Source organism: Plantibacter sp. VKM Ac-2876 (assembly GCF_015350715.1).
Lineage (GTDB): Bacteria > Actinomycetota > Actinomycetes > Actinomycetales > Microbacteriaceae > Plantibacter > Plantibacter auratus.
The window spans coordinates 1,100,028-1,124,567 of the sequence record NZ_JADKSI010000002.1; the positions used below are offsets into that span (position 1 = coordinate 1,100,028).

Here is a 24,540-nt window from a genome sequence, read left to right on the forward strand (position 1 = left end):
GAAGGCATGCCAGCAGACCCAACCGTGCTCGATGTCGGCCTCGATGGAGACGAAGAGGACTTCGACCCCGCCTTCGAGCGGAACGATCCCGCGCTGCCCGAACACCGCTACCTCGACCGCGAACTCAGCTGGCTCGCCTTCAACCAGCGTGTGCTCGAGCTCGCCGAAGACCCGGCGCTGCCCGTCCTCGAACGCGCCAACTTCCTCGCGATCTTCGCCTCGAACCTCGACGAGTTCTTCATGGTGCGGGTCGCCGGCCTGAAGCGCCGCATCCTCACGGGCCTGGCGGTCCCGACGAACGTCGGCAACGCGCCGGCCGACGTCCTGTCCGAGATCTCGCAGCAGGCGCACGTCCTGCAGGAACGGCACGCCCGCGCCTGGCACGACCTCGTCCGTCCCGACCTCGCCGAACGCGGCGTCACGGTCGTCACCTGGGACTCACTCGACGCAGCCGACCGCGAGTACCTCAGCGAATACTTCAGCAACCAGGTCTTCCCGGTGCTCATGCCGCTCGCAGTCGACCCGGCCCACCCGTTCCCCTACATCTCCGGCCTGTCGTTGAACCTCGCGGTCCGAGTGCGGAACACCCGCACCGGGCGCGAGGAGTTCGCCCGGCTCAAGGTGCCGCAGATGATGCCGCGCTTCGTCCGCGTCGGTCCGGCGGAGCGCCGTTCCGCGTCCCTGGACACCGCTCCCAGCGTGCGTTACATCGCCCTCGAGGAGGTCATCGCCAACCACCTCGGTCACCTCTTCCCCGGCATGGAGATCGTCGACCACCACGTCTTCCGCGTCACGCGCAACGAGGACATGGTGATCGAGGAGGACGAGACCGAGAACCTCATCCAGGCCCTCGAGAAGGAGCTGCTGCGCCGCCGGTTCGGGCCGCCCATCCGGCTCGAGATCACCGACGACATGGACGATGTCACCCTCGGACTCCTCGTCCGCGAACTCGACATCACCGAGCAGGAGGTCTACCGCCTGCCCTCGCCGCTCGACCTCGGCGGACTCTTCAGCCTCGCCGGCATCGACCGCCCGGACCTCCAGTACCCGAAGCGCGTCCCGACCACGGCGCTGCAGTTCCAGCCCGACGAGCCGAACGGCAAGCCCGACCTCTTCCGGTCGATCGCCCGTGAGGACGTCCTGGTCCACCACCCGTACGAGTCCTTCGCCACGAGCGTGCAGGCGTTCATCGAGCAGGCCGCCGCCGACCCGCACGTGCTCGCGATCAAGCAGACCCTGTACCGGACGTCGGGCGACAGCCCCATCGTCGAAGCACTCATCGACGCGGCTGAGGCCGGCAAGCAGGTCCTGGCGCTGGTCGAGATCAAGGCCCGGTTCGACGAGCAGAACAACATCTCCTGGGCCAGGAAGCTCGAGAAGGCCGGCGTCCACGTCGTCTACGGCCTCGTCGGACTGAAGACGCACTGCAAGCTCGCGCTCGTCGTCCGACAGGAGCGCGGGGTCCTGCGCCACTACAGCCACATCGGCACGGGCAACTACAACCCGAAGACGAGCCGCATCTACGAGGACCTCGGTCTGTTCACAGCCGACGACCAGGTCGGCAAAGACCTCACCCGCCTCTTCAACGAGCTGTCCGGGTACGCGATCGAGAAGAAGTTCAAGCGACTCCTGGTCGCGCCGCGCCACCTGCGCAAGGGACTCCTCAAGCACATCGAGCAGGAGCGCACGAACGCCGAAGAGGGCAAGCCCTCGGGGATCCGCATCAAGGTCAACTCGATGGTGGACGAGTCGATCATCGACGCGCTCTACCGGGCCAGCCAGGCGGGGGTCCCGGTCGACCTGTGGGTTCGCGGGATCTGCGCGCTGAAGCCCGGCCAGCCGGGGATGAGCGAGACGATCCGCGTGCGCTCCATCCTCGGGCGGTACCTCGAACACTCGCGCATCTTCTCGTTCCACAACGACGGCGACCCGCACGTGTTCATCGGCAGCGCCGACATGATGCACCGCAACCTCGACCGCCGCGTCGAGGCGCTCGTCAGGCTCACCGACCCGAAGCACCTCGAGGCGACCGCCGCGATGTTCGAGCAGGCACTCGACGAGCAGACGTCGTCGTGGTGGCTCGACGCCGACGGCGTCTGGACGCGCCACGCGGTCGACGCTGACGGACGACCGCTCACGGATCTGCAAGACTCCCTCATGCTCGAGACCGCGGCCCGCCGCCGGCCGAGGAACCGTCGCTGACGACTTCGCACCGCGACCCACCCGAGCACCACGACACGACGAGGCACTGACTATGACGACGACGGCAATCTATGCAGCCGGTGCCGTGTGCTGGCGCCTCATCGACGGCAAGGTCCACCTCCTCGTCATCCACCGGACGGTGTACGGCGACGTCACGATCCCCAAGGGCAAGGTCGATCCCGGGGAGACGCTCGCGCAGACGGCCGTGCGGGAGATCAAGGAGGAGACCGGCCTGAGCGTCCACCTCGGCGTGCCGCTCGGCGTCTCCACGTACCCCCTGTCGAGCGGTCGCGAGAAGATCGTCCACTACTGGTCCGCTGAGGTCACCGACCAGGCCGTCCGCGAGAGCACGTTCATCCCGAACGGCGAGGTCGCAGCGCTGGAGTGGGTCACCATCAAACGGGCACGGAGCTACCTCAGCTACGAGCGCGACGTGGAGATCCTCGACGCCTTCGCCGCGCTGGTCGACGAAGGCGTCACAGCCACCTTCGCCCTCATCGCGATGCGCCACGGGAAAGCCATGTCCCCCTCCGAATGGTCGGGCGAGGACGCGACCAGGCCGCTGGCGCCGCGCGGCGTCAAGCAGGCCGCGGGGAACGTCCCGACCCTGCTGGCCTTCGGCCCTCGCAAGATCGTGACGAGCACGGCCGTGCGCTGCGTCAGCACCGTCAGTCCGATCGCCGCGGCCGCGGGCATCGAGCCGAAACGCTCCGACCTCATCAGCCAGGACGCCTACGAGCGGGGCGAATCGGACGTCCGCCGGGTCGTCGGCCGCCGCGTCCGGGCGCTCAAGACGGCGATCCTCTGCAGCCACGGGCCGGTCCTCCCCGAGATCCTGCACGAGATCGCGCTCGCCACCGGGTCCACCCGAGGCTCCTACCTCGGCAGCGCCGCCGCACTCGAGACCGGGGCGTTCTCCATCGTGCACCTCTCCCGGACGAATCCGAGCTCCGGCATCATCGCGATCGAGACGCACGAACCCCGCGTCTGACCCGTCCGCGCGAACCCCCTGAACAGGGGCCGTTCGTGGTGCATTCGCGGCGTCGCCACGTCGGCCGCCATGAAGCCGTCGATATCCGTTCACCCGTTGTTTACCATCACGGGGGATGCTCGTCATGCCGCGTGGTTAGCGTCACTGACGAGCCAGCACCGGCTCGCACCCACACCAATGAATGGACACCCCTGTGAAGTTCTCACGTTTCGGCCGCGTCGCGGTCGTAGCAGCAGTCGCAGCCGTCGCACTGACCTCCTGCGCGGCCAACGAAGGCGGCGCCACCGCCACGAGCGCAGCCGCCAGCGACCTCAAGGGCAGCCTCGCCGGTAGCGGCGCGTCGTCGCAGGGCAGCGCCCAGGAAGCCTGGGTCGCCGCCTTCCAGACGTCGAACCCGGACGTCACCATCAACTACTCCCCCGACGGCTCCGGCGCCGGCCGCAAGGCGTTCATCGCCGGCGGTGTGCAGTTCGCCGGTTCCGACTCGGCGCTGTCCGACGAGGAGCTCACGAGCACCTTCGCCGCATGCGCAGCGGACACCAAGGCGATCGACCTCCCGGTCTACATCTCCCCCATCGCGGTCATCTTCAACATCGAGGGCGTCGACGAGCTCAACCTCGACGCCTCGACCATCGCGAAGATCTTCGCGGGTCAGATCACCAGCTGGGACGACCCGGCGATCGTCGCACTGAACCCCGATGCGAAGCTCCCCTCCACGGCCATCACCGCCGTCCACCGCTCCGACGACTCGGGTACGACGAAGAACTTCGCCGACTACCTGGGCAAGAACGCACCCGACGTGTGGACCGCTGAGCCGGCCGACACCTTCCCGTTCCAGTCGGGTGAGGGCGCCAAGGGCACCTCCGGTGTCGTCGACACCGTCAAGGGCGGCACCGGCACCATCGGCTACGCCGACGCGTCGAAGGCCGGCGACCTCGGTGTCGCGAAGATCAAGGTCGGCGAGGAGTTCGTCGAGTACAGCGCCGAGGGTGCTGCCGCCGTCGTCGAGGGCTCGCCGCTCGTCGAAGGCCGCGAGGCGAACGACATCGCCATCAAGCTCGACCGCGAGACCACGGACGCGACCCACTACCCGATCGTGCTCGTGAGCTACCTCATCGCCTGCCAGGAGTACGCCGACCCGAAGGTCGCCGACCTCGTCAAGGCCTACGCCGGCTACATCGCCAGCGACGCCGGCCAGGAAGAGGCTGCGAAGTCGGCCGGTGCTGCGCCGCTCTCCGCCGACCTCGCCAAGAAGGTCCAGGACGCGATCGCGACCATCAAGTAGTCCAACGGTCGAGCGTGCCGGGTCCTGCCCGGCACGCTCGACCTGCGTCACCAGCATCCGCAGTACCCGCAGTACCCGCAGTACCCGCTCCCCGAGCCTGTCGAGGGGCACCACCATCGCATCGAGAGAACGGGAACCAATGGCTGTCGAGGCCCTAGCTGCGAGACCCAAAGCCAAGCAACGAGTCGGCGACCGCGTCTTCTCGACGCTCTCCCTCGTCTCGGGATCACTCATCCTCGTCATCCTGGCGGCGGTCGCGATCTTCCTCATCGTCCAGGCGTTCCCCGCCCTCACGGCCGACTCGTCGTCGTTCACGGGTGCCCCGACGAGCTTCTGGGCCTATGTCGGCCCCTTCGTCTTCGGAACCATCTGGGCGGCCATCCTCGCCCTCGCGATCGCCGTGCCGCTCTCGCTCGGGATCGCCCTCTTCATCACGCACTACGCGCCGCGTCGCCTCGCGGTCGCCCTCGGCTACGTCATCGACCTCCTGGCAGCCGTGCCGTCGGTGGTCTACGGCCTCTGGGGCGCGCTCGTGCTGGCGCCGTTCGTCCAGCCCTTCTTCGCCTGGCTGTCCGAGAACCTCGGATGGATCCCGCTCTTCGGTGGCACGGTGTCCGGCACCGGTCGCACGATCCTCACCGTCGCCCTCGTGCTCGCGGTCATGATCATCCCGATCATCACCGCCATCTCCCGGGAGATCTTCCTCCAGACCCCGAAGCTCCACGAGGAGGCCGCACTCGCGCTCGGCGCGACGCGCTGGGAGATGATCCAGATGGCGGTCCTGCCGTTCGGCCGTCCCGGCATCGTGTCCGCCTCCATGCTGGGCCTCGGACGAGCGCTCGGTGAGACGATGGCTGTGGCTCTCGTCCTCTCCCCCGCCGCCGTCTACTCGTTCTTCCTGCTCACCTCGAGCAACCCGAACACCATCGCGGCGAACATCGCCCTGAACTTCCCCGAGTCCTTCGGCATCGACGTGAACAAGCTCATCGCCACCGGCCTGATCCTGTTCATCATCACCTTCGTGGTGAACTTCATCGCCAGACTCATCGTCAACCGTCGTAAAGAATTCTCGGGAGCGAACTGATGACCGCCACGACCGACCGCCGTCAGGCGTCCATCGCCACGCCGTTCTCCAACTCGCTCACCGCGGGCAAGCTGCCGAAGTTCGCACCGCTCACGATCCTCGCGGGCAGCCTCATCGTCAGCGGTGTCATCTTCCTGCTGCTGCAGCAGTCGACCGCCGACAAGAGCTACAACGTCCCCGGGGCAGTCGTGCTCGGCGCCGCGCTCTACGCGGTCACCGTGTACGTCGCGTCACTCATGGTCGAGGGTCGCCGGAAGGCCAAGGACCGCCTGCTCACCACCCTGGTGACCGCGGCCTTCGTCATCGCGCTCCTGCCGCTCGTCTCGGTCGCCATCACGGTGATCTCGGCCGGCGCCGCCCGGTTCGACCTCAACTACTTCTCGCTGTCGATGCGGAACGTCGTCGGTGAGGGCGGTGGCGCACTGCACGCCATCACCGGCACGCTGCTCATCACACTGGCCACGTCGGTCATCTCGATCCCGATCGGCATCCTGACCGCCATCTACCTCGTCGAGTACGGCCGTGGACGGCTGGCACAGGGCATCACCTTCCTGGTCGACGTCATGACCGGCATCCCGTCGATCGTCGCCGGCCTGTTCGCGTTCGCCCTCCTCGCGATCTTCTTCGGCCCGGGCGTCCGGCTCGGCATCGGCGGTGCCATCGCCCTGTCGCTGCTCATGATCCCCGTCGTCGTGCGGTCGAGCGAGGAGATGCTGAAGCTCGTTCCGAACGAACTGCGCGAGGCCTCCTACGCGCTCGGTGTGCCGAAGTGGCTGACCATCCTCAAGATCGTCCTCCCGACCTCGATCGCCGGCATCATCACCGGCGTGACGCTCGCCGTCGCCCGCGTCATCGGTGAGACCGCGCCCCTCCTGATCATCGCCGGCTTCACCCAGAGCATGAACTACAACCTCTTCGACGGCCCGATGATGACCCTCCCGGTCTTCGTGTACACCCAGTACGCGAACCAGGGCACCGACGGGGCCTCCTACGTGGACCGCGCCTGGACCGGCGCGCTCGTCCTCATCCTCATCGTCATGGCGCTGAACCTCATCGCCCGACTCATCGCCAAGATCTTCGCCCCCAAGTTCGGCCGCTAGGCCGCGAGCAAAGGAACCCCGTGTCCAAGAGCATCGAAGTCAACGACCTCAACGTCTTCTACGGCAGCTTCATGGCTGTCGAGGGCGTCTCCCTCCAGATCCAGCCCCGCACGGTCACCGCGTTCATCGGCCCCTCCGGCTGCGGGAAGTCGACCTTCCTCCGCACCCTGAACCGCATGCACGAGGTCATCCCCGGCGCACGCGTCGAGGGTGAGGTCCTGATCGACGGCAACAACCTCTACGGCCCGGGCGTCGACCCGGTCCTCGTCCGCCGTCAGGTCGGCATGGTCTTCCAGCGCCCGAACCCGTTCCCGACGATGAGCATCAAGGAGAACGTCCTCGCGGGCGTCAAGCTCAACAACCGGAAGATGTCGAAGTCCGACCAGGACGCGCTCGTCGAGCGTTCGCTGCAGGGCGCCAACCTGTGGAACGAGGTGAAGGACCGCCTGGACAAGCCGGGCTCCGGGCTCTCCGGTGGTCAGCAGCAGCGTCTCTGCATCGCCCGCGCCATCGCCGTCTCCCCCGACGTCGTGCTGATGGACGAGCCGTGCTCGGCCCTCGACCCGATCTCCACGCTCGCCATCGAAGACCTCATCGAAGAGCTCAAGCAGGAGTACACGATCGTGATCGTGACGCACAACATGCAGCAGGCGAGCCGCGTCAGCGACAAGACCGCCTTCTTCAACATCGCGGGCACCGGCAAGCCGGGCAAGCTCATCGAGTACGACGACACCACCACGATGTTCTCGAAGCCGTCCGTCCAGGCGACCGAGGACTACGTCTCGGGTCGCTTCGGTTGATCTGACGCCGGCATCACGACAGCCCCGCCCGGGATTCCCGGGCGGGGCTGTCGTCGTCTGCAGCAAGTCCGCGCGTCTGTCGAGGTGAACCTGTCGATAGGCTCTCGCGGACCGGAGCGAGCGGACTACGCCGTCTCGATGACCATGATCGGGTCGGTGGTGGGCTGCTTGGAGCCGCCCTGCGGCTCGACCGTCACGCCGACCTTGTCGCCCGCGCTCATGGCGCCGTCGAGGACCCGCCAGGTGGTGCCGTTCGCTGCGGAGAAGGTGCCGGCCGAGACCGGGCCTCCCTCGCCGATGTACCAGAGTTCGTAGACCTTGTCGGACGGCAGGGAGCCGAGTCCGTCGACGAGCAGGGCGGACTTGCCGAGCTCGCCCGACCAGACGAGCGTCGCCGTCGCATCGTCCATGGACACCTTCGCGCGCTGGACGTCGGACGCCGCGTTGATCTCCGCGAGCGCGACCGTCTGCGTGAGGGACCCACCGCCGAAGGTGTTCGCGAGTCCGACACCGCCGAAGATGAGGCCGACCGCTGCTGCGGCGCCGACCACCATGCCGACGGCACTGCGACGCCACCGTGAGGCGGCCTTGCGCTCCGCCGCACCGACCACCGGGGTGGTGGCTGCTGCGGGGGCCGGCGTGGCGATCGGTGTCGAAACCGGCGCCTCGTCGACGTCTGGAACCGCGGTCGGAAGCGCCTGCACCTCGGCGACGGGAGCATCGACGGGGGCGTCAGCGGGCAGCTGCGGCAGGTTCTGGATCGCGGCCATGAGCGAGTTCTTGAGCGCCGCCGACGGCTGCACGGGAGGTGCTGCGAGGTCGAGCATGGCGACGGTCTCCTCGAATTCCGCCGCTTCCTCGCGGACGGACTCGTGTTCGGCGCGCAGGCGGTCGAACCGCTCCTGCTCGCGCGGGGTCAGGGTGTGCAGCGCGTTTCCGGCTGCCAGGTCTGTTGCATCGTCTCGCTCGGTCATGTACGCACCCCCAACTCGTCTCGAAGTCTGATCATTCCGTCTCGCAACCTGGTCTTCACCGTACCGATGGGCACGCCGAGCAGGTTCGAGATCTCGCTGTGACTGTAGCCGCCGTAGTAGGCGAGCGAAACAGCTTCGCGTTGCAGCTCGCTCAACCGGACGAAGGCGCGCTTGACGCGTTCGTGCTCGATCCGGATCTCGACCGTCTCCTGCACGTTGTCGACACGCTCGTCGAAGTCGCGGATGCCGATCTTGAGATCGCGGTCACGTCCGGCCTGTGAGGCCCGCACACGGTCGATCGCACGACGGTGGGCCATGGTGAGCACCCAGGTCGTGGCCGTACCCTTGCCCGCCTCGAACTTCTGGGCGTTCTGCCAGACCTCGAGGAACACCTCCTGGGTGACCTCTTCGGACTGTGCGTGGTCGACGAGCACCCGCTTGACGAGTCCGAGGACCCGCGGCGCGATGTGGTCGTACAGCTCGCTGAACGCGACCTGGTCGCCGCCGGCCACGCGGATGAGGAGCGCGTCGAGCACGTTCGCCAATGACACCTGCGGTGCAGCGTCGGCTTCCGGTCCCGTGGTCACAAGTCTTAGCTTCTCACGGACACCGGCCGTTTGCGCGACGCCCACCCGAGGTCGGGTCTGCGTGTACAGTGCGGCGGTCATACACGGAGTTCGGTGCCGACCCGGGATCCGATTGGAGGAATCGACGCGATACGGCACCCCAGTTCCGGTGTCATCACGGAACGGGCGGCGGGCGACGGAAGACATCCGCACAACGTAAGTGCCAGGCCGCAGAAACGCCTCTCGGCGCAAGGCCGCTCGAAGCGGCGATTTTTGGAGCCCGGGGTTACTGCGGCCCGGCTGAATCAGTGTAGCAAGTGATCGGCGATGGATATTCCCAGGCACCGAGCCTTGACCGGACGGGTCGCGTCAGTCCAGGGAGTCGGTGCGCCACAGTCGGGCGCAGCCGGCGAGCTCCTCGGCGATGGTGCTGAACCGCGCGGCCTTCGTGGTGAGTCGCGCGGCGTCGGCGGGGTCGACCGCGTCCCGGTCGTCCGCGAGGGAGGTGCAGCCGACCGCGTTGATCCGGCAGAAGGACGCAGCCCGCTCGAGGGCGATCGCGAAGTCGCCGGTGTACAACCCGCGGAGGATCTGGTCGGCGAGGACGATGATCTCCTCTGGGCCGGTCGGCTCGGCCGCGCCGGCGATCACGGGGTCGACGGTGGTGATGAGCTCGGTGCCCCGCTGGAAGCTGAAGCTCGTCCCCACCGGGTCCTGCCGGATGAGCAGGCGCAGCAGGTAGATGCGCCAGAGGGCTCCGGGGAGACTCCGCGGGCTGGCGTGCGACCAGAGTTCGGCGATGGCGTCGATCCCGTGCTCGTCCGTGTACGTCACGAGGCGGTCGACCACGGCAGGGTCAGGGTCCGCCCGCACCCGGGTGAGGAGTGCGACGGCCGTCTCGTGCGTGATCCTCGACACGGCCTCCGGGTCGAGACCACCCTGGATCGCTTCGAGCATCGACGGCGGCAGCTTCGTCGGACGATGGAATCCCTCGGTCATGGCTGCTCCTCCCCGCGACGCGCTTCGCGCACCCGACAACGGTACTCGCCCCGGCGGGCGATCCTCCCCCGTGGCCCGGACCCGCGCGTCAACGGGTGCCGCCGAAATCTCGTAGAGTAGAGCGCGTATGGGCCTGTAGCTCAGTTGGCAGAGCATCGGACTTTTAATCCGCGGGTCGTGGGTTCGAGCCCCACCGGGCCCACCACGACGCACGACGCCGACGGATGCGATCTCGTCGTGACGAGGGGGACCCGTGAACGGCGATCAGCAGCTGATTCCCGACCCGACGTTCGTGTCGGGTCCGACGCAGGTCCACCTCGCGGACCGGCTCGCGGTCGCGATCGGACTCGACGCGGGCGACCTGCTCATCAAGCGCGACGATCTCATCGGTCTCGGCGGCGGCGGGAACAAAGCGCGGAAGCTGCAGATCACCATGGGCGAGGCGTTGCGGTCTGGAGCGGGCGCCGTCCTCACGACCGGAGCCCCACAGAGCAACCACGCCCGGCTGACAGCGGCCGCGGCCGCCCGGGTCGGCCTCCGGTGCGTGCTCGTGCTGCAGGGAGAGGCACCGCCGAAGCCGCTCGGCAACGTCCTCCTGGATCAGTTGTTCGGCGCGCACATCGTCTGGTCCGGTGACGCGTCCGCGGAAGCCGTCGCCGACGACCTCCAGACTGGCGGTTCCCTCGGATCGGTCTCACGGATCCCGTTCGGCGGGTCGAACGCCGCCAGCGCGAAGGCGTACATCGACGCCGCCGGGGAACTCCGGAACCAGGTCCCCGACGTCCGCCACGTCGTGGTGGCGATCGGTTCCGGCGGCACGATGGCGGGGCTCGTCTCCGGTCTCGGAGCGGAAGTCGTACTCGGAGTCGACTGCGGCGCCGTGCCGGACGGACGCGCAACCGTCGCTGGACTCCTCGCCGCCATGGGCCACGGCGACCAGTATCCCGCTGAGTCCCTCCGGGTCGATCGCTCGCAGATCGGCGCAGGGTACGAGCACCTCACGGACGGCACCCGAGCTGCACTCACGCTCGCCGCGGAGCGTGAAGGACTGCTCCTCGACCCCACCTACACCGGTCGTGCATGCAGCGGACTCGTCGATGCCGTCGCGCGTGGTGACATCCGGCCGGGCGAGCGGACGGTGTTCCTGCACACCGGTGGGTTGCCCGGGCTGTTCGGTCACCCGGCGTTCGCCGGATCCGACGCAGAACCGCCAGTCTGAGTTCCGTCTCGGGTCAGCGCGTCAAGGTCGCCGGTGTGTGGTCGTCGTTTCCTCCGGCTCGGCGCGCGTCTTTCTGGAACCATCGCCGTCGTGACGCCGGTGCTGTGCGGGTGTTCCTGTCGCAGGTAGGTTCGATGCATGGCTCAGACGCAGAACATCCAAGCTTTCCGGAAGATGGTCGATGAGCCGTTGGCCACCTGGCCGAGTGCCTTCGTGGTGCTCCTGGCGGTGTTGGGCGTCGGCTTCGTCACAGCGGCAGCGTATGTCGGCCCCTTGGACGGCTATTCGGAGGAAGAGCTGGCGGAGACGCTGCCGATCTTCGTGTCCTCGTTCGGGGCGTTCGTCTTGGCCGCCGGGGTCGTCGTCCAGCAGGGTGCAGGAACGGTGCAACTCCGGATCGACACCGTCGTGCGTGCAGTGGAGCGTCTGACCGAGCCGACTTCCGCGCCGTCTCCGGGGACTCCTGCAGACGAGGCGCTGCTTCGCCGCTTCGGGGCGGAGATGGCGGGGTACATCGAAACCGTGACACGGCTGCGTCGACGCCTCGGCCTCGCCAAACGGACGAGCGCGGGCCTCGTCGGCAGCGCCGTGGTGATACTCGGTGGTGGTGCGGCGCTGAGTTGCTGGGCGCTGCCGGTGCTCACCTGACACCAGTCCATTGGACGGAGGGCTGGCCGAGCCTTGCGTCGCGCGCGCCCCGGCCTAAACGCCGAAAGCGTCCTCCCGGACGCGCGTCGCCGCTGACCGCCGCGCCTCGGGGACGATGGCGTCGATCGCGAGCCGCCACATGCGGTCCACCGACGCTGCGATGTCCGAGCGCCCGACCGTCGCCTGGGCGGTGAGCTGGACACCGGTGAAGAATCCGATCAGCGTGCGGGCCAGGTCCGGTGCCGACATCGAACTCACCAGGTCCCCGGCTTGCAGCGCCACGTCGAGCTGAGCGGCCGTCCCCGAGATCCAGTCCTCGTAGAACGCGCCGGCCGGTTGGCTCAGCGAACCCTCATCGAGCGTGAGTCTGATCCCGGCACGGACCACCGGGTCGTTCTCGAGTTGGTCGACGATGGCGCGCGAAACCCGGATGAGCCGCTCGAGGACCCCGTCGTACTGTTCCGTCACCCGTGCCATGAGCGGCATCGACCGGTCGTGCTGCTCGTGGATGACCGCGAGGGCGATCTGCTCCTTCGACTTGAAGTGGAAGTACATGGACCCCTGCGAGATCCCGGACGCTTCCGCGATCATCGACAGACTCGCGTTCCCGTAGCCGATGCGGTCGAAGACGGTCGCGGCGCCCTCGACGATCGCATCCTGCGTCACCTGTCCGCGTTCCTGCGTGGGCGTTCGCCGTGTCCCCGGCATCCTGACCTCCTCGGGCAGCCTGTGTTCCGACTCCGATCCATCGGCGCCGTATCCGTCGACCGTGGCCGGTCGGGGCCTCAGCCTAGAGGCTCGGAGCTCGCACAGCCGAGATCCTCTTGATTACTGGTGCGACCGACTTATTCATGACACACTGGTGGAGGTGATGCCGCCGCAGTCCGCGCCTCAGTGGTCTGTGTGTTCGCGACGGGGGTTTGCGATGCTCACCGCCTCGACCGGTGGGTCACGCAGGGATCGGGGGATCCAGCGCTGCGTGATCCACCCGGTCACACACGCGCCGTGATCAGCGCGCGAGCAGCTCCGGGAGGCCGGCCACCGTCGCCTCGTCCGCGAGGCTCGCGTCGACCGAGACGAACGACAGGACCGTGACGGGGACGCCGAGACGCGCGGCTGCCTCCAGTTTGTGGTGGCCGTCGAGCACGAAGTGCACGAGACCCGTGTGGGCGTCAGCGCTGTCGAACGGCTGCGTCCGGTCCAGCACGGAGACCGCGAGCACGGTCGCCGCTCCCCCGGCCCGAAGCCGCTCCTCGTACGAGGCCACGCGCTCGCGGTCGTTCCAACCGGGCGGCACCATCGGCACCAGGAACTCGAAGAGGGTCTCGTGATCGCCGGTCGTCCGGGTCGGGCCGCGGTAGTAGCCGGTCGCCGGGTCCTCCGGTGCACCGAGCGTGGGGTCGATGCCGCGGTGCGCGACCTGCTCCCGCGAGAAGTAGTCGTGATCGTCACCCGGAGCGACCAGGACGGGCTCGATGGACAGCAGGAGCGGCAGGTAGGTCCCCTCGGGCAGGATCGTCGACACGAGGTCGCGTGACGAAGGATCGTCGATCGCGGGCACGCCCTCGTCCAGGTGATCGTGCAGTGCGTCTGCGGCGAGCGCCCGAGCACCCTCGTCCAGACGACGGAACAGCAGCGCGCAGGTTCCGCACGGGAAGCTCAACTCGAACGCCTCCGCACCATCGACGATGAGGTGGCGTCCGCCCGGCTCACGGAAGCCGGAGAAGCGCAGTGCGGCGTCGTGCGTCCCGAGGCGGACCGGCGCGGCGTGATCGAGCAGCCCGGTTCGAGATCGGGCGGGTCCGTCGGTCATCGAGCTACTTCCGGACGGCCGGGATGATGACGCCGTCGATCACCGAGATGAGGAAGTCACGTGTCACCGGCTCCCGCAGCATGAGGACGCGGTAGCTGACCATCGCCTGGCTCACGAGCGCCAGGGTCTCCACATCGGCGTCCGCGCGGATCTCTCCGCGGTCGATCGCGCGCTGCAACAGGAAGCGGTTGACGGCCATGCGCGGCTCCACGATGGCCGCGTGGATGGACTCGGTGAGCTCCGGGGCGTCCGAGATCATCGACATCACGCCGGCGAACACACGCATCTTGCGCTCACCCTCGGCGATGGACGGCGCCTTGATCATCGCGACGAGGTCGCCGCGGAGTGAGCCGGTGTCGGGCAACTTGGAGAAGTCGGGATCGATCTGCTTCATACAGGCGACCGCGTCGATCACGAGTTCCGACTTCGACGCCCACCGTCGATAGAGCGTCGCCTTGCCGGCCTTCGCCCGCGCGGCGACCATGTCCACCGTCATCCCGGCGTAGCCCGTGTCGGCGAGGACGTCGAGCGCCGCCTCCAGAATCTCCGCGTCGCGGGAGTGGTCACGCTTGCGTCCGAGCTTCGGGGCGTCGATCGGAGTCTCGAGCTGCGTCATCGCGGCCCACCTCCCTTTCGTCTCCTGAAACAGCATAGTTCAGGAACTTCATAGTTCTGGAACTGTTTGGTTTCGAAACTCTTCGGTTCCGTATATGCTCCTGGTCATGACTTCGAACAGTACTGCCGGAACCCCGGCCGTCTCCTCTCGCCGGTGGTGGACGCTCGTCACCGTCGGCCTCGCCCAGCTCATGGTCGTCTTGGACGCCACCGTGGTGAACATCGCGATGCCCGCCGCCCAGGCAGACCTCGGATTCTCCGACGGCGACCGCCAGTGGATCGTCACCGCCTACTCGCTCGCCTTCGGCAGCCTGCTGCTCCTCGGCGGACGCCTGTCCGACCTCATGGGCCGGAAGCGGGCGTTCATCATCGGGCTCGTCGGGTTCGCGATCGCCTCGGCCCTCGGAGGCGCCGCCGACTCGTTCGGCACCCTCCTCGCCGCACGGGCGCTGCAGGGCGTCTTCGCAGCCCTCCTCGCACCGACCGCGCTCGCGATGCTCACGACCACCTTCACGATCCCGAAGGAGCGCGCCCGCGCGTTCGGCGTCTTCGGTGCGATCGCCGGCGCGGGTGGCGCGGTCGGACTCCTCCTCGGCGGATTCCTCACCGAGCAGTTCGACTGGCGTTGGAACCTGTACATCAACGTCGTGATCGCCGTGGTCGCCATCGTCGGGGCGGTCCTCTTCATCACCACCCCGAAGACGACCGGCCCCCGCCCCAAGCTCGACGTTCCGGGCACCGTCCTCGTCTCAGGTGCGTTGTTCAGCCTCGTCTACGGCTTCGCCAATGCCGAGACCGACGGCTGGGACTCGCCGCTCAGCTGGGCCTTCCTCGCTGCCGCAGCCGTCCTCCTCGTCGCGTTCGTCCTCTGGCAGCGCCGGGCCGCGCACCCGCTCCTCCCGTTGTCGATCGTCCTCGACCGCAACCGCGGCGCCGCGTTCATCTCGGTCATGATCGCCGGCGCCGGCATGTTCGGCATCTTCCTCTTCGTCACGTACTACCTGCAGGCCTCGCTCGGCTACTCACCGCAGCAGACGGGCTTCGCCTTCCTCCCGATGATCGCGATGCTCGTGCTCGCCGCACAGCTGGGGACCAACCTCCTCGTCCCGCGGTTCGGCCCGAAGGTCATGGTGCCGTTCGGGATGACGCTCGGGGCGATCGGCATGCTCCTCCTCACCCGACTCGACCTCGACAGCTCCTATGTCGGCAACGTCATGCCGGCGCTCATGGTGCTCGGCTTCGCGATGGGATCGATCATGCCCGCCTCGATGCAGACCGCGACGCTCGGTGTCGACCGGGCGTTCGCCGGGGTCGCCTCGGCGACGGTCAACACGAGCCAGCAGGTCGGCGGGTCGATCGGTGTGGCGCTGCTCAACACCCTCGCGGCGAGCGCCGCCACGGCTTACGTGACCGACAACGCGCCGCCCACCCCCGAAGTGCTCGCGCAGGCTGCGATCCAGAGCTACCAGACCGCCTACTTCTGGGGTGCCGGGTTCTTCGCGGTCGGCGCGGTGACGGCGGCACTGCTGTTCCGCCGACGCAACCAGGGACTCGCCCTGCACCACGCCCCGGAGGCGTCCGCGGAACCGGTGCTCGCGCACTGATCCCACCGGGTTCCGAGCAGACGGCCGTCGCGCACTCGCGCGGCGGCCGTCTGCGTCATCGGAGGGCGACGCGGTCGGCGGTCAGGCGGAGGCGCGGAGGATCGAGGTCATCTTCTTCCCCTTCGCGACCTCGTCCACGAGCTTGTCCAGCTGACGGACACGCTGCATGAGGGGATCCTCGATCTCCTCGACGCGGATGCCGCAGATGAGGCCCGTGATGAGCGACGCGTTGGGGTGCATCGCCGGCGCTTCGGCGAAGAAGGTCTCGAAGTCCGTACCGTCGGCGAGCACCCGTTCGATCGCGGCGTCGTCGTAGCCCGTGAGCCAGGTGATGACCTGGTCCACCTCGGCCTTCGTGTGGCCCTTCCGCTCCGCCTTCGCGACGTAGAGCGGGTACACGCTGGCGAAGCTCGTCGTGAAGATGCGGTGTCCGGCCATACCTGGCAGTCTCCCATCGTCGCGCGTTCGGGACCAGGCCGATCGCCGGCTATCCGTCGCTCGTCGTCCATCGCTCGGGGGACGCGTCCTACCGCGACGGCTGCCTACCCTGGCAGCATGACGAATCCCGGACAGCACCCGCAGACGCCTTCGCCATCACCCTCGACGCACGTCGATCCCGTCGCGCCGTCGCCGCAGCTCGCGACGTACGACCACGCCCTTCGCGCCACACCGGCCTGGTGGCGCGGGGCCCTTGCACTCCTCCTACTCGTCGTGGGGTTCCTGATCCTCTCGATCGCGCTCGGCGGCATCGCGCTCATCGTGGACGTGGCCACCGGGGCGTACACGCTCGACGACGTCGCGAACGGCCTCATGACGCTGACACCGGTCACGATGCTCGCGAACAACCTGTCGCTCGCCGCGCTCATCCCGGTGTCGATGCTCATCCAGTGGGCGATCTTCGGTGTCCGTCCGCGGTGGCTGTCCTCGGTGGAGGGGCGCTTCCGCTGGCACTGGCTCGGGCGTCTCGCGCTCATCATCGTCCCGGTGTGGATCGTGTACGTCGGCGCGTCCGTCCTGCTCTCGCCGCTCGAGCCCATCGTCGTCGAGGGCACCATGATCGCGATGCTCGCCGTCGTGATCCTCACGACGCCGCTGCAGTCGGCGGGCGAGGAGTACGGGGCGCGCGGCCTCATCCAACGTTCCGTCGGATCCTGGTTCAGTCGACCGATCACCGCGTTCCTCGTCGGCACGGTCGTCTCCGGCGCGGTCTTCGCCTCGGTGCACTTCGCCGGCGACCCCTGGCTCATCGCCTACTACTTCGTGTTCGGCGCCTCGATGTCCTTCGCCGCCCGCGGGACCGGTGGCCTCGAGGCGCCGGTGCTCATCCATGCGACGAACAACGTCCTGCTCCTCGTCCCCACGGCCCTCATGTCGCAGACCGACCAGGTCTTCGAGCGAGGCGAGGGTGCCGGCGGACCGTTCATGCTCATCCCGATGGCGCTCTGCGTCGCCGCAGCCGTCGTGAGCACCTGGTGGGGACGCAGGAACGACGTGACCGCGACGGCTCCGCTGCCGCCGAGTCGGGTGACGAAGCAGCACAAGACGCCGCCGGCCGCCGTGGCCGCTCCGGTGGCTACGCCGACGCAGCAGCCGACGACCCCGCAGGATCCGTCGGCGGCTCCACCGCGATGACCTGCCCGCCGGTCACCCGCACGAGCTCCTCGAAGGTCGTCGGGAACACCGTGTGCGCATGGCCGGCCGCGGCCCAGACCTCCGGGTAGGCGGCGAGCGCCTCGTCCACATAGGTGCGGATCGGTTCCGGGTGGCCGACGGGCGCGACGCCACCGATCACCTGTCCCGTCGCCGCCTTGACGATCTCGGCGTCAGCACGCTTCAACCGTCCACCGAGCCGCTCGCCGACCCAGGCGGTGTCGACACGGTGGGCGCCGCTCGTGAGGATCAGCGTCGGCTCGCCGTCGAGCGTGAACACGAGGGAGTTCGCGATCGCCCCGACCTCGATCCCCAAGGCCTCCGCTGCGAGCGCGGCCGTGCGTGCAGCATCGTCGAGCCAGGTGACCTCGCCCTGAGCCCCGCGGTCACGCAGCGTCTGCTCGACGATGGACACGGCAGGATGCGCTCGATCACTCATGCGACCATGCTGCCGCATCGGGCCGTCGGCGCGCGAGTGCAGGGGCGCCGCGGGGGACGCCGCGGGACGCGGCGCGAGGTCAGTCGCCGAGTGGGACGAGCGTCACCGCGAGTCCCGCTTCCCGGAGGAGTGCGATGGTCTCGGGCGCGGCCCCGTCGTCGGTCAGGAGGGCGTCGAAGGCCTCGAGCCCGGCGATCCGGCCGAGCTGCCGCACACCGAGCTTCGAGGCGTCGGCGACCACGACCACCCGCTCGGCGGCGCGAACCATCCTGGCCTTCACCTCGGCCTCGGGCAGGTTGACGTTGGTCACGCCATGGCCCGCGTCGACACCGTTGCACCCGATGAAGGCGAGATCGGCGTGGACCTGGCCGAGCAGCGAACCCGCGAGCGGATCGACGAGCGAATGCTGGAGCGGTCGAAGCGACCCACCCGTGACGATCACCGAGAACCTCGGGATCTCCGACTCGAGCTCGAGCGCGATGGTCAGGCCGTTCGTGATGACCACGACGTCGGCGAGGTCGCGGCGAGCCTTGAGCGCGCGGGCGAGGGCGAGGCCGGTGCTGCCGACGTCGACGATCACGCTCTGACCGGAGCGCACCATCGCGGCCGCCGCCTCACCGATCCGCTGCTTCGCGTGCGCGGAGGTCGCGGTCGCGAGTTCGATCGGCGACTCAACGGCGCCGCGTCCCTGCACGGGCATCGCACCTCCGTGCACGCGGACGGCCTCGCCCTGGTCGACGAGGGTGTCGAGGTCCGTCCGGGCGGTCACCCGGGAGACGCCGAAGTCGTCGGAGATGTCGGCGACGCGGACGAAACCGCGCTCATCGAGGAGCTCGCGGATGCGGTCGCGTCGCAGTGGGGCGGGCAACTGCATCGGCTCGTCGTCGGACATGCTTGAATCTTCGCTGACTTGCCTATACTTTTCAAGGCGAAACGTTGTACGTTTCCTTTCGACAACCCGTTCTGAGGATCCCCATGCCCCCACTCGACGACACCTTCGTCCTCGACCCGGCGATCGCGAGCTCGACCCAGCGCCTCGCCGACGGTCGCGAACTCATCTACTTCGACGACGTCGACACGACGCTGCCCGCGGAGCGCCTGCCCGACGCACGCGAACTCGCGCCACGACCACCGACCGCATCCATGCGCCAGGACCCGCTGACGGGTGAGTGGATCTCGATCGCCGCCGCCCGCCAGAACCGCGTGATGCTGCCACCCGCGAACCTCGACCCGCTCGCACCCGCGAGCCCGTCCAACCCCTCCGAGATCCCCGACCAGTACGACGTCGCGGTCTTCGAGAACAAGTCCCCGTCCTTCGGACCGCTGCTCGAAGACGAGAACGCACCGGTCGATCTCGCCGACCTCGAGGCGATCGGGATCGGCCGGACGCGCACCTCGGTCGGCCGCTGCGAGGTCGTGAGCTTCAGCCCGTCGAGCACCGGCTCCTTCGGTTCGCTGTCCCGCACCCGGGCGCGCACGGTCATCGAGGCGTGGGCCCGCCGGACGCACGCGCTGTCGCAGATCGACTCGATCCAGCAGGTGTTCCCCTTCGAGAACCGTGGCGAGCAGATCGGTGTCACCCTCCACCACCCGCACGGACAGATCTACTCCTACCCCTACGTGACCCCGCGCACGCAGCGACTCATCGCCGCGAGCGAGGCCTACGGTCCCGGACTCTTCGCCGACATCCTCGCCGCGGAGCAGGCTGACGAGCGCGTCGTCCTCGCCGGCGAGCACTGGACGGCGTTCGTCCCGTTCGCGGCGCGCTGGCCCATCGAGGTGCACCTGCTCCCCCACCGGCACGTGCCCGACTTCGCCGCGACCTCGCTGGAGGAACGGGACGAACTCGCCGTCCTCTATCTGCGGCTGCTGCGCGGCGTCGACGCCCTGTACGACACCCCGACCCCGTACATCGCCGCCTGGCACCAGGCCCCGACCCGTGTCCACCGCGACGAGCTTCGACTCCACCTGCAGCTCACCTCCCCGCGTCGTGGAGCCGACCGCCTGAAGTACCTGGCCGGCTCCGAGGCCGCCATGGGCGCCTGGATCGGCGACGTCCCGCCCGAGACCACCGCCACCGCCCTGCGCGCCGCGATCGCCGCAGCCGACGAGGAGAACCCCGTATGACCGACCTGCAGCGCACCGCCACGAGCGGATTCGAGAACGCCTTCGGCAGCGAACCGCACGGCCTCTGGACCGCGCCCGGCCGCGTGAACATCATCGGCGAGCACACCGACTACAACGACGGCTTCGTGTTCCCGATGGCGATCGACCGCCGCACCGTCGCAGCCGTCCGGCGTCGCGACGACGACCGCATCCGGGTGTCGAGCAGCTTCTCGCCCGAGATCGTCGAGGTCTCGGTGCGCGCGCTCGATCCCGACGCACTGCAGGGCTGGTCCGCCTACCCGCTCGGCGTCGCATGGGCGCTCGGCCAGTTCGGGGCACCCTTGCAGGAGGTGCCCGGGGTCGACATCTACATCGACTCCGACGTCCCGGTCGGGGCCGGCCTCTCCTCCTCCGCGGCCATCGAGGCCTCGGTCGCCGTCGCACTGAACGAGATCTGGCACCTCGACCACGACCGCCGGACGCTCGCGAAGATCTGCCAGCTCGCCGAGAACCGGGCGGTCGGCGCACCGACCGGCATCATGGACCAGTCGGCGTCGCTCCTCGGCCGGCGTGACTGCGGCGTCTTCCTCGACTGCCGTTCGCTCGAGACCGACGTCATCCCCCTCGGCTTCGAGGAGCACGACCTCGAGCTGCTCGTCATCGACACGCGCGTCGAGCACGCCCACGTGTCGGGCGGGTACGCGGCACGTCGGGCGTCCTGCGAGGCGGGTGCCGCAGCGCTCGGCGCCGACTCGCTCCGCGACGTCACGGTCGGCGACCTCGAGCGCGCTCGTGAGCTGCTCGACGACGAGACCTTCCGCCGCGTCCGTCACGTCGTGACGGAGAACCAGCGTGTCCTCGACACCGTCCGGACCCTGCGCGAGCACGGCCCGACGTCGATCGGCGAGCTGCTCGTGGCCTCCCACGCGTCGATGCGGGACGATTTCGAGATCTCGGTTCCGGAACTCGACCTGGCCGTCGAGACGTCGATGGCGGCCGGTGCGATCGGTTCGCGGATGACCGGTGGTGGGTTCGGGGGTGCGGCGATCGCCCTGGTCCCCGTCGCCCTGGCGTCGGCCGTTGCCGAGGCGGTCACGGCGGCGTTCGCCCAGGCGTCCTTCACCGCCCCGACCATCTTCCCCGTCCGCCCCGCCGCCGGAGCCACCCGAGAATCCTGACCTTCCCCTCCCCTGCCCGCGAACTGTCAATTCCGGCTAGTCCCGGCCGCCCGGACTAGCGTCGAGTGACAGTTCGCGGGCAGGGTGTGGAGAACTTCCGACGCCGAGACACCGCAGTCGGCACCGTGGTGGGATGGTCCGCCGACGTCCCCTCCCCCTCGAACTCAGCAAGCAGCCGTTCTCCATGGCCGACGCCGACGAACTCGGCGTGCCTCGATCGCGGCTACGAGCGCGCGACCTCGCCACGCCGCACCGAGGCGTCCGGGCACCGCTCGACCAGCCCACGGACATCCCCGGACGCTGTCACGCCTATGCCCCTCTCCTGCACGATGGGCAGTTCTTCAGCCACGTGAGCGCGGCGGCCTTGCACGGCCTCCCCGTGCCCACCTGGGAACAGGAGGCACCACTCGATGTCGCGTCCGTCGCCCCGGCACGCGCCCCGCGAGGAGCGGGGGTGCGCGGACATCAACTCGACGGGGACCACTGGGAGGTCGTCGTCGTCGAGGAACTGCCGGCGCTGACCGCCGTCGACGCCTGGTGTCAGCTCGGAACCCGGCTTCCCTTGGATGACCTGGTGATCGCCGGCGACGTGCTGCTCCGCCGCAAGCGACCGCTGGCCTCGGAGCAACAGATCGTCCGTGGGCTGGCACGGATGAACGGCCGTCGCGGCGCGAAACGTCTGCGGCTCGCATTCTCGATGATGCGGCCGCGGACGGACTCGCCGATGGAGACCGCGTTGCGCCTGCTGATCGTCCGCGCGGGCCTTCCGGAACCGCTCGTCAACGAGGTCATCTCGGACGACCACGGACGGTTTCTGGCCTTGGGCGACCTGGTGTATCCCGAACAGCGGGTCCTCGTCGAATACGACGGCGGCACCCACTTCACGGATGAACGGCAGATCTTCCACGACATCGATCGCCTCGACCGAGTCATGGCAGCGGGCTGGCGGGTCATCCGGGTGAATCGCTCACACCTGACGGACCCGTCACCCATCCTCACCGCCCTGGCTCGCGAACTGTCACTTCCGGCTAATCGCGGGGCGCCGGACTAGCGTCGAGTGACAGTTCGCGGGCTGGGTTAGGGGGTGGCCATGCGGACGACGTTGGCGAGGAGACCGACGCGGGTCATGGGGCCGACACCACCGGGGTTCGGGCTGATCCACGAGGCGACCTCGGCCACGTCAGGGGCGACGTCGCCGACGACCCGGGACTTGCCGGTCTCGGGGTCGGTCTCGCGGCTCACACCGACGTCGAGGACGATCACGCCGGGCTTCACGGCATCGCGCGTGACGATCCCGGGGACGCCCGCCGCGGCGACGATCACGTCGGCGGTGCGGAGGATGTCGTCGAGTCCGACCGTTCCGGTGTGCGTCAGCGTGACCGTCGCGTTGTATTCGCGACGGGTGAGCAGCGGGCCGATCGCGCGACCGACGGTGACCCCGCGGCCGACGACGACGACGTGCTTGCCCGCCCAGCTGATCCCATGGCGTTCCACCAGCTCGATGACGCCCTTCGGCGTGCACGGCAGCGGCGTGTGGATCGGGCGGTTCACGTTGAGCACGAGACGACCGAGGTTGGTCGGGTGGAGCCCGTCGGCGTCCTTCTCGGGATCGATGCGCTCGAGGATCGCGTCGGTGTCAATGTGCTTCGGCAACGGGAGCTGCACGATGTAGCCGGTGCAGCTCTCGTCGGCGTTGAGCTCGTCGAGGACGGCCTCGAGCTCCTCCTGCGAGACCGTCTCGGGCAGGTCGCGTCGGATGGACTCCATGCCGACCTCGGCGCAGTCGCGGTGCTTCCCGGCGACGTACCACTGCGAACCCGGGTCGGACCCGACGAGGACGGTGCCCAGCCCGACCGAGATGCCGCGCTCCTTGAGCGCGGCCACCTCGATCGCGAGTTCGGACTTGATGGCGGCGGCCGTGGCCTTACCGTCGAGGATCTGTGCGGTCATGCGCCCGCGCCCTACTGCTGGAGGCCGGGGTAGAGCGGGAAGCGCTCGGCGAGCGCCGTGACGCGCTCCCGCAGGGCCCCGGCCTCGGCACCGTTGCGGAGCGCGAGGGCGATGATGTCGGCGACCTCGGCGAACTCGGTGTCGCCGAAGCCACGCGTCGCGAGCGCCGGCGTACCGATCCGCAGGCCGGAGGTGACCATCGGCGGGCGTGGGTCGAACGGCACCGAGTTGCGGTTGACCGTGATGCCGACCTCGTGGAGGAGGTCTTCGGCCTGCTGACCGTCGAGCTCGGAGGTGCGGAGGTCGGCGAGCACGAGGTGCACGTCGGTGCCGCCCGTGAGGACGTCGATGCCGGCGGCCTTCGACGCCTCGGAGGTGAGCGCCTCGGCGAGGAGCTTGGCACCGCGGAGCGTCCGCTCCTGGCGGTCCTTGAACTCCGCCGTGGCGGCGAGCTTGAACGCCGTCGCCTTGGCGGCGATGACGTGCATGAGTGGTCCGCCCTGCTGGCCGGGGAACACGTTCGAGTTGAGCTTCTTGGCGAGCTCCATGTCGCGGCTCACGATGAAGCCGGAGCGCGGGCCGCCGATGGTCTTGTGCACGGTGGAGGACACGACGTCGGCGAACGGCACGGGTGACGGGTGGACGCCTGCGGCGACGAGGCCGGCGAAGTGCGCCATGTCGACCCAGAGCTTCGCGCCGACCTCGTCGGCGATCGCGCGGAACGCGGCGAAGTCGAGCTGGCGCGGGTAGGCGGACCAGCCGGCGATGATGACCTGCGGCTTGTGCTCGAGTGCCTTGTCGCGGACGACGTCCATGTCGACGAGGAAGGTCTCAGGGTCGACGCCGTAGGAGACGGCGTTGTAGAGCTTGCCGGAGAAGTTGAGCTTCATGCCGTGGGTGAGGTGACCGCCGTGGGCGAGCTCGAGACCGAGGATGGTGTCGCCGGGGGTGGCGATCGCCGAGAGGACCGCGGCGTTGGCCGTGGCGCCCGAGTGCGGCTGGACGTTCGCGTACGCGGCACCGAAGAGGCTCTTGGCCCGCTCGATCGCGAGGGACTCGGCGATGTCGACGAACTCGCAGCCGCCGTAGTAGCGACGACCCGGGTAGCCCTCGGCGTACTTGTTGGTGAGGACGCTGCCCTGCGACTGCAGGACGGAGACGGGCACGAAGTTCTCGCTCGCGATCATCTCGAGGGTGTTGCGCTGGCGACCGAGCTCCTGCTCGAGGACCGCTGCGATCTCGGGATCGACCTCGGAGAGTGGCGCGTTGAAGGTGTCGGACAAGACTGGCTCCCTTTTGTGACAGAACGGATGTCGG

Annotated in this window: 24 protein-coding genes and 1 tRNA gene; 14 read left to right on the top strand and 11 right to left on the bottom strand. The window is 68.7% G+C overall.

Annotation, left to right across the window (positions count from 1 at the left end; all coding sequences use genetic code 11):
- Positions 1-6 precede the first annotated feature (6 nt).
- The 6 genes from ITJ62_RS11600 to pstB all read left to right on the top strand — a co-directional run bounded on the left by ITJ62_RS11600 (position 7) and on the right by pstB (position 7,462).
- Entirely contained in the window at positions 7-2,202 is a 2,196-nt protein-coding gene (locus tag ITJ62_RS11600; RefSeq protein WP_079705346.1) for an RNA degradosome polyphosphate kinase, read from the top strand.
- 52 nt (positions 2,203-2,254) lie between these two features.
- The gene (locus tag ITJ62_RS11605; RefSeq protein WP_191940681.1) at positions 2,255-3,193 is read left to right on the top strand and encodes an NUDIX domain-containing protein; all 939 of its coding nucleotides are present in this window, start codon (positions 2,255-2,257) and stop codon (positions 3,191-3,193) included.
- Between the two features lie 193 nt (positions 3,194-3,386).
- The gene (gene pstS, locus ITJ62_RS11610; protein ID WP_342365660.1) at positions 3,387-4,478 is read left to right on the top strand and encodes a phosphate ABC transporter substrate-binding protein PstS; all 1,092 of its coding nucleotides are present in this window, start codon (positions 3,387-3,389) and stop codon (positions 4,476-4,478) included.
- Positions 4,479-4,617: 139 nt separating this feature from the next.
- A complete protein-coding gene (gene pstC / locus ITJ62_RS11615) occupies positions 4,618-5,562 on the top strand; it encodes a phosphate ABC transporter permease subunit PstC (protein WP_064296608.1) in 945 nt (314 codons plus the stop codon).
- On the top strand, positions 5,562-6,662 hold the full coding sequence (gene pstA / locus ITJ62_RS11620) for a phosphate ABC transporter permease PstA (protein ID WP_137242105.1): 1,101 nt from the start codon (positions 5,562-5,564) through the stop codon (positions 6,660-6,662). Before pstC ends, pstA begins: the two co-directional genes overlap by 1 nt.
- A 20-nt stretch (positions 6,663-6,682) precedes the next feature.
- Positions 6,683-7,462, top strand: coding sequence for a phosphate ABC transporter ATP-binding protein PstB (pstB, locus tag ITJ62_RS11625; protein WP_056007815.1), 780 nt, complete (start codon positions 6,683-6,685; stop codon positions 7,460-7,462).
- 125 nt (positions 7,463-7,587) lie between these two features.
- Here the strand turns inward: pstB and ITJ62_RS11630 are convergent, their stop codons facing one another.
- From ITJ62_RS11630 to ITJ62_RS11640, 3 genes are all read right to left on the bottom strand, one after another.
- Positions 7,588-8,436, bottom strand: coding sequence for an anti-sigma factor domain-containing protein (locus ITJ62_RS11630; protein ID WP_194602099.1), 849 nt, complete (start codon positions 8,434-8,436; stop codon positions 7,588-7,590).
- On the bottom strand, positions 8,433-9,023 hold the full coding sequence (gene sigK, locus ITJ62_RS11635; RefSeq protein WP_229940357.1) for an ECF RNA polymerase sigma factor SigK: 591 nt from the start codon (positions 9,021-9,023) through the stop codon (positions 8,433-8,435). The genes ITJ62_RS11630 and sigK overlap by 4 nt, the downstream gene beginning before the upstream one ends.
- 348 nt (positions 9,024-9,371) lie before the next feature.
- Positions 9,372-10,001: a DNA-directed RNA polymerase subunit beta gene (locus ITJ62_RS11640; RefSeq protein WP_191940678.1), complete on the bottom strand. Its 630-nt coding sequence runs from the start codon at positions 9,999-10,001 to the stop codon at positions 9,372-9,374.
- A gap of 129 nt (positions 10,002-10,130) precedes the next feature.
- On the opposite strand from ITJ62_RS11640, the gene ITJ62_RS11645 reads away from it, so the two are divergent.
- From ITJ62_RS11645 to ITJ62_RS11655, 3 genes are all read left to right on the top strand, one after another.
- Positions 10,131-10,206 (top strand) — tRNA-Lys (locus ITJ62_RS11645).
- 48 nt (positions 10,207-10,254) lie between these two features.
- Positions 10,255-11,220, top strand: a complete 966-nt coding sequence (locus ITJ62_RS11650; protein ID WP_370581901.1) for a pyridoxal-phosphate dependent enzyme — start codon at positions 10,255-10,257, stop codon at positions 11,218-11,220.
- A gap of 138 nt (positions 11,221-11,358) precedes the next feature.
- Positions 11,359-11,868 carry a hypothetical protein gene (locus ITJ62_RS11655; protein WP_194602102.1) on the top strand — a complete coding sequence of 170 codons (510 nt, stop codon included), beginning with the start codon at positions 11,359-11,361 and terminating at the stop codon, positions 11,866-11,868.
- A 54-nt stretch (positions 11,869-11,922) separates the two neighbouring features.
- On the opposite strand, the gene ITJ62_RS11660 is transcribed toward ITJ62_RS11655, so the two are convergent.
- The 3 genes from ITJ62_RS11660 to ITJ62_RS11670 form a co-directional block, all read right to left on the bottom strand.
- Positions 11,923-12,576, bottom strand: coding sequence for a ScbR family autoregulator-binding transcription factor (locus ITJ62_RS11660; protein ID WP_194602105.1), 654 nt, complete (start codon positions 12,574-12,576; stop codon positions 11,923-11,925).
- A 301-nt stretch (positions 12,577-12,877) separates the two neighbouring features.
- A complete protein-coding gene (locus tag ITJ62_RS11665; protein WP_194602108.1) occupies positions 12,878-13,681 on the bottom strand; it encodes a hypothetical protein in 804 nt (267 codons plus the stop codon).
- A gap of 4 nt (positions 13,682-13,685) precedes the next feature.
- Entirely contained in the window at positions 13,686-14,297 is a 612-nt protein-coding gene (locus ITJ62_RS11670; protein WP_194602111.1) for a TetR/AcrR family transcriptional regulator, read from the bottom strand.
- A 106-nt stretch (positions 14,298-14,403) separates the two neighbouring features.
- Here ITJ62_RS11670 and ITJ62_RS11675 point away from each other — a divergent pair, with 106 nt between their 5' ends.
- A complete protein-coding gene (locus ITJ62_RS11675; protein ID WP_228498171.1) occupies positions 14,404-15,900 on the top strand; it encodes an MFS transporter in 1,497 nt (498 codons plus the stop codon).
- 81 nt (positions 15,901-15,981) lie between these two features.
- Here ITJ62_RS11675 and ITJ62_RS11680 read toward each other — a convergent pair whose 3' ends face one another.
- Positions 15,982-16,338 (bottom strand): DUF2200 domain-containing protein, encoded by a 357-nt coding sequence (locus tag ITJ62_RS11680; RefSeq protein ID WP_194602117.1) that lies wholly within the window; start codon positions 16,336-16,338, stop codon positions 15,982-15,984.
- Positions 16,339-16,455: 117 nt separating this feature from the next.
- On the opposite strand from ITJ62_RS11680, the gene ITJ62_RS11685 reads away from it, so the two are divergent.
- The gene (locus tag ITJ62_RS11685) at positions 16,456-17,532 is read left to right on the top strand and encodes a CPBP family intramembrane glutamic endopeptidase (protein WP_194602120.1); all 1,077 of its coding nucleotides are present in this window, start codon (positions 16,456-16,458) and stop codon (positions 17,530-17,532) included.
- Here ITJ62_RS11685 and ITJ62_RS11690 read toward each other — a convergent pair.
- Both ITJ62_RS11690 and ITJ62_RS11695 read right to left on the bottom strand, forming a co-directional pair.
- Positions 17,474-17,989, bottom strand: a complete 516-nt coding sequence (locus tag ITJ62_RS11690) for a YbaK/EbsC family protein (protein ID WP_194602123.1) — start codon at positions 17,987-17,989, stop codon at positions 17,474-17,476. The two genes, ITJ62_RS11685 and ITJ62_RS11690, sit on opposite strands and share 59 nt — an antisense overlap.
- A gap of 79 nt (positions 17,990-18,068) precedes the next feature.
- Positions 18,069-18,881: a DeoR/GlpR family DNA-binding transcription regulator gene (locus tag ITJ62_RS11695; protein ID WP_064296618.1), complete on the bottom strand. Its 813-nt coding sequence runs from the start codon at positions 18,879-18,881 to the stop codon at positions 18,069-18,071.
- A gap of 83 nt (positions 18,882-18,964) precedes the next feature.
- Here ITJ62_RS11695 and galT point away from each other — a divergent pair, with 83 nt between their 5' ends.
- The 3 genes from galT to ITJ62_RS19045 all read left to right on the top strand — a co-directional run bounded on the left by galT (position 18,965) and on the right by ITJ62_RS19045 (position 22,324).
- A complete protein-coding gene (galT, locus tag ITJ62_RS11700; RefSeq protein ID WP_194602126.1) occupies positions 18,965-20,116 on the top strand; it encodes a galactose-1-phosphate uridylyltransferase in 1,152 nt (383 codons plus the stop codon).
- On the top strand, positions 20,113-21,273 hold the full coding sequence (gene galK / locus ITJ62_RS11705) for a galactokinase (protein WP_194602130.1): 1,161 nt from the start codon (positions 20,113-20,115) through the stop codon (positions 21,271-21,273). Before galT ends, galK begins: the two co-directional genes overlap by 4 nt.
- 574 nt (positions 21,274-21,847) lie before the next feature.
- Positions 21,848-22,324 (top strand): hypothetical protein, encoded by a 477-nt coding sequence (locus ITJ62_RS19045; RefSeq protein ID WP_228498173.1) that lies wholly within the window; start codon positions 21,848-21,850, stop codon positions 22,322-22,324.
- A 26-nt stretch (positions 22,325-22,350) separates the two neighbouring features.
- Here ITJ62_RS19045 and ITJ62_RS11715 read toward each other — a convergent pair whose 3' ends face one another.
- Both ITJ62_RS11715 and glyA read right to left on the bottom strand, forming a co-directional pair.
- Positions 22,351-23,223 carry a bifunctional methylenetetrahydrofolate dehydrogenase/methenyltetrahydrofolate cyclohydrolase gene (locus ITJ62_RS11715; protein ID WP_071259424.1) on the bottom strand — a complete coding sequence of 291 codons (873 nt, stop codon included), beginning with the start codon at positions 23,221-23,223 and terminating at the stop codon, positions 22,351-22,353.
- A gap of 11 nt (positions 23,224-23,234) precedes the next feature.
- Positions 23,235-24,506, bottom strand: a complete 1,272-nt coding sequence (gene glyA / locus ITJ62_RS11720) for a serine hydroxymethyltransferase (protein WP_064296623.1) — start codon at positions 24,504-24,506, stop codon at positions 23,235-23,237.
- Positions 24,507-24,540 lie beyond the last annotated feature (34 nt).

Excerpts from the sequence above, each read along its gene's own strand:
- ITJ62_RS11690 (WP_194602123.1), bottom strand. The coding sequence starts at position 17,989 with ATGAGTGATCGAGCGCATCCTGCCGTGTCCATCGTCGAGCAGACGCTG.
- ITJ62_RS11680 (WP_194602117.1), bottom strand. The coding sequence starts at position 16,338 with ATGGCCGGACACCGCATCTTCACGACGAGCTTCGCCAGCGTGTACCCG.
- pstC (WP_064296608.1), top strand. The coding sequence starts at position 4,618 with ATGGCTGTCGAGGCCCTAGCTGCGAGACCCAAAGCCAAGCAACGAGTC.
- pstA (WP_137242105.1), top strand. The coding sequence starts at position 5,562 with ATGACCGCCACGACCGACCGCCGTCAGGCGTCCATCGCCACGCCGTTC.
- ITJ62_RS11685 (WP_194602120.1), top strand. The coding sequence starts at position 16,456 with ATGACGAATCCCGGACAGCACCCGCAGACGCCTTCGCCATCACCCTCG.
- ITJ62_RS11600 (WP_079705346.1), top strand. The coding sequence starts at position 7 with ATGCCAGCAGACCCAACCGTGCTCGATGTCGGCCTCGATGGAGACGAA.
- ITJ62_RS11695 (WP_064296618.1), bottom strand. The coding sequence starts at position 18,881 with ATGTCCGACGACGAGCCGATGCAGTTGCCCGCCCCACTGCGACGCGAC.
- galT (WP_194602126.1), top strand. The coding sequence starts at position 18,965 with ATGCCCCCACTCGACGACACCTTCGTCCTCGACCCGGCGATCGCGAGC.
- ITJ62_RS11640 (WP_191940678.1), bottom strand. The coding sequence starts at position 10,001 with ATGACCGAGGGATTCCATCGTCCGACGAAGCTGCCGCCGTCGATGCTC.
- ITJ62_RS11655 (WP_194602102.1), top strand. The coding sequence starts at position 11,359 with ATGGCTCAGACGCAGAACATCCAAGCTTTCCGGAAGATGGTCGATGAG.
- ITJ62_RS11605 (WP_191940681.1), top strand. The coding sequence starts at position 2,255 with ATGACGACGACGGCAATCTATGCAGCCGGTGCCGTGTGCTGGCGCCTC.
- ITJ62_RS11630 (WP_194602099.1), bottom strand. The coding sequence starts at position 8,436 with ATGACCGAGCGAGACGATGCAACAGACCTGGCAGCCGGAAACGCGCTG.
- ITJ62_RS11670 (WP_194602111.1), bottom strand. The coding sequence starts at position 14,297 with ATGACGCAGCTCGAGACTCCGATCGACGCCCCGAAGCTCGGACGCAAG.
- ITJ62_RS11660 (WP_194602105.1), bottom strand. The coding sequence starts at position 12,576 with ATGCCGGGGACACGGCGAACGCCCACGCAGGAACGCGGACAGGTGACG.
- ITJ62_RS11675 (WP_228498171.1), top strand. The coding sequence starts at position 14,404 with ATGACTTCGAACAGTACTGCCGGAACCCCGGCCGTCTCCTCTCGCCGG.
- ITJ62_RS11715 (WP_071259424.1), bottom strand. The coding sequence starts at position 23,223 with ATGACCGCACAGATCCTCGACGGTAAGGCCACGGCCGCCGCCATCAAG.
- galK (WP_194602130.1), top strand. The coding sequence starts at position 20,113 with ATGACCGACCTGCAGCGCACCGCCACGAGCGGATTCGAGAACGCCTTC.
- ITJ62_RS11665 (WP_194602108.1), bottom strand. The coding sequence starts at position 13,681 with ATGACCGACGGACCCGCCCGATCTCGAACCGGGCTGCTCGATCACGCC.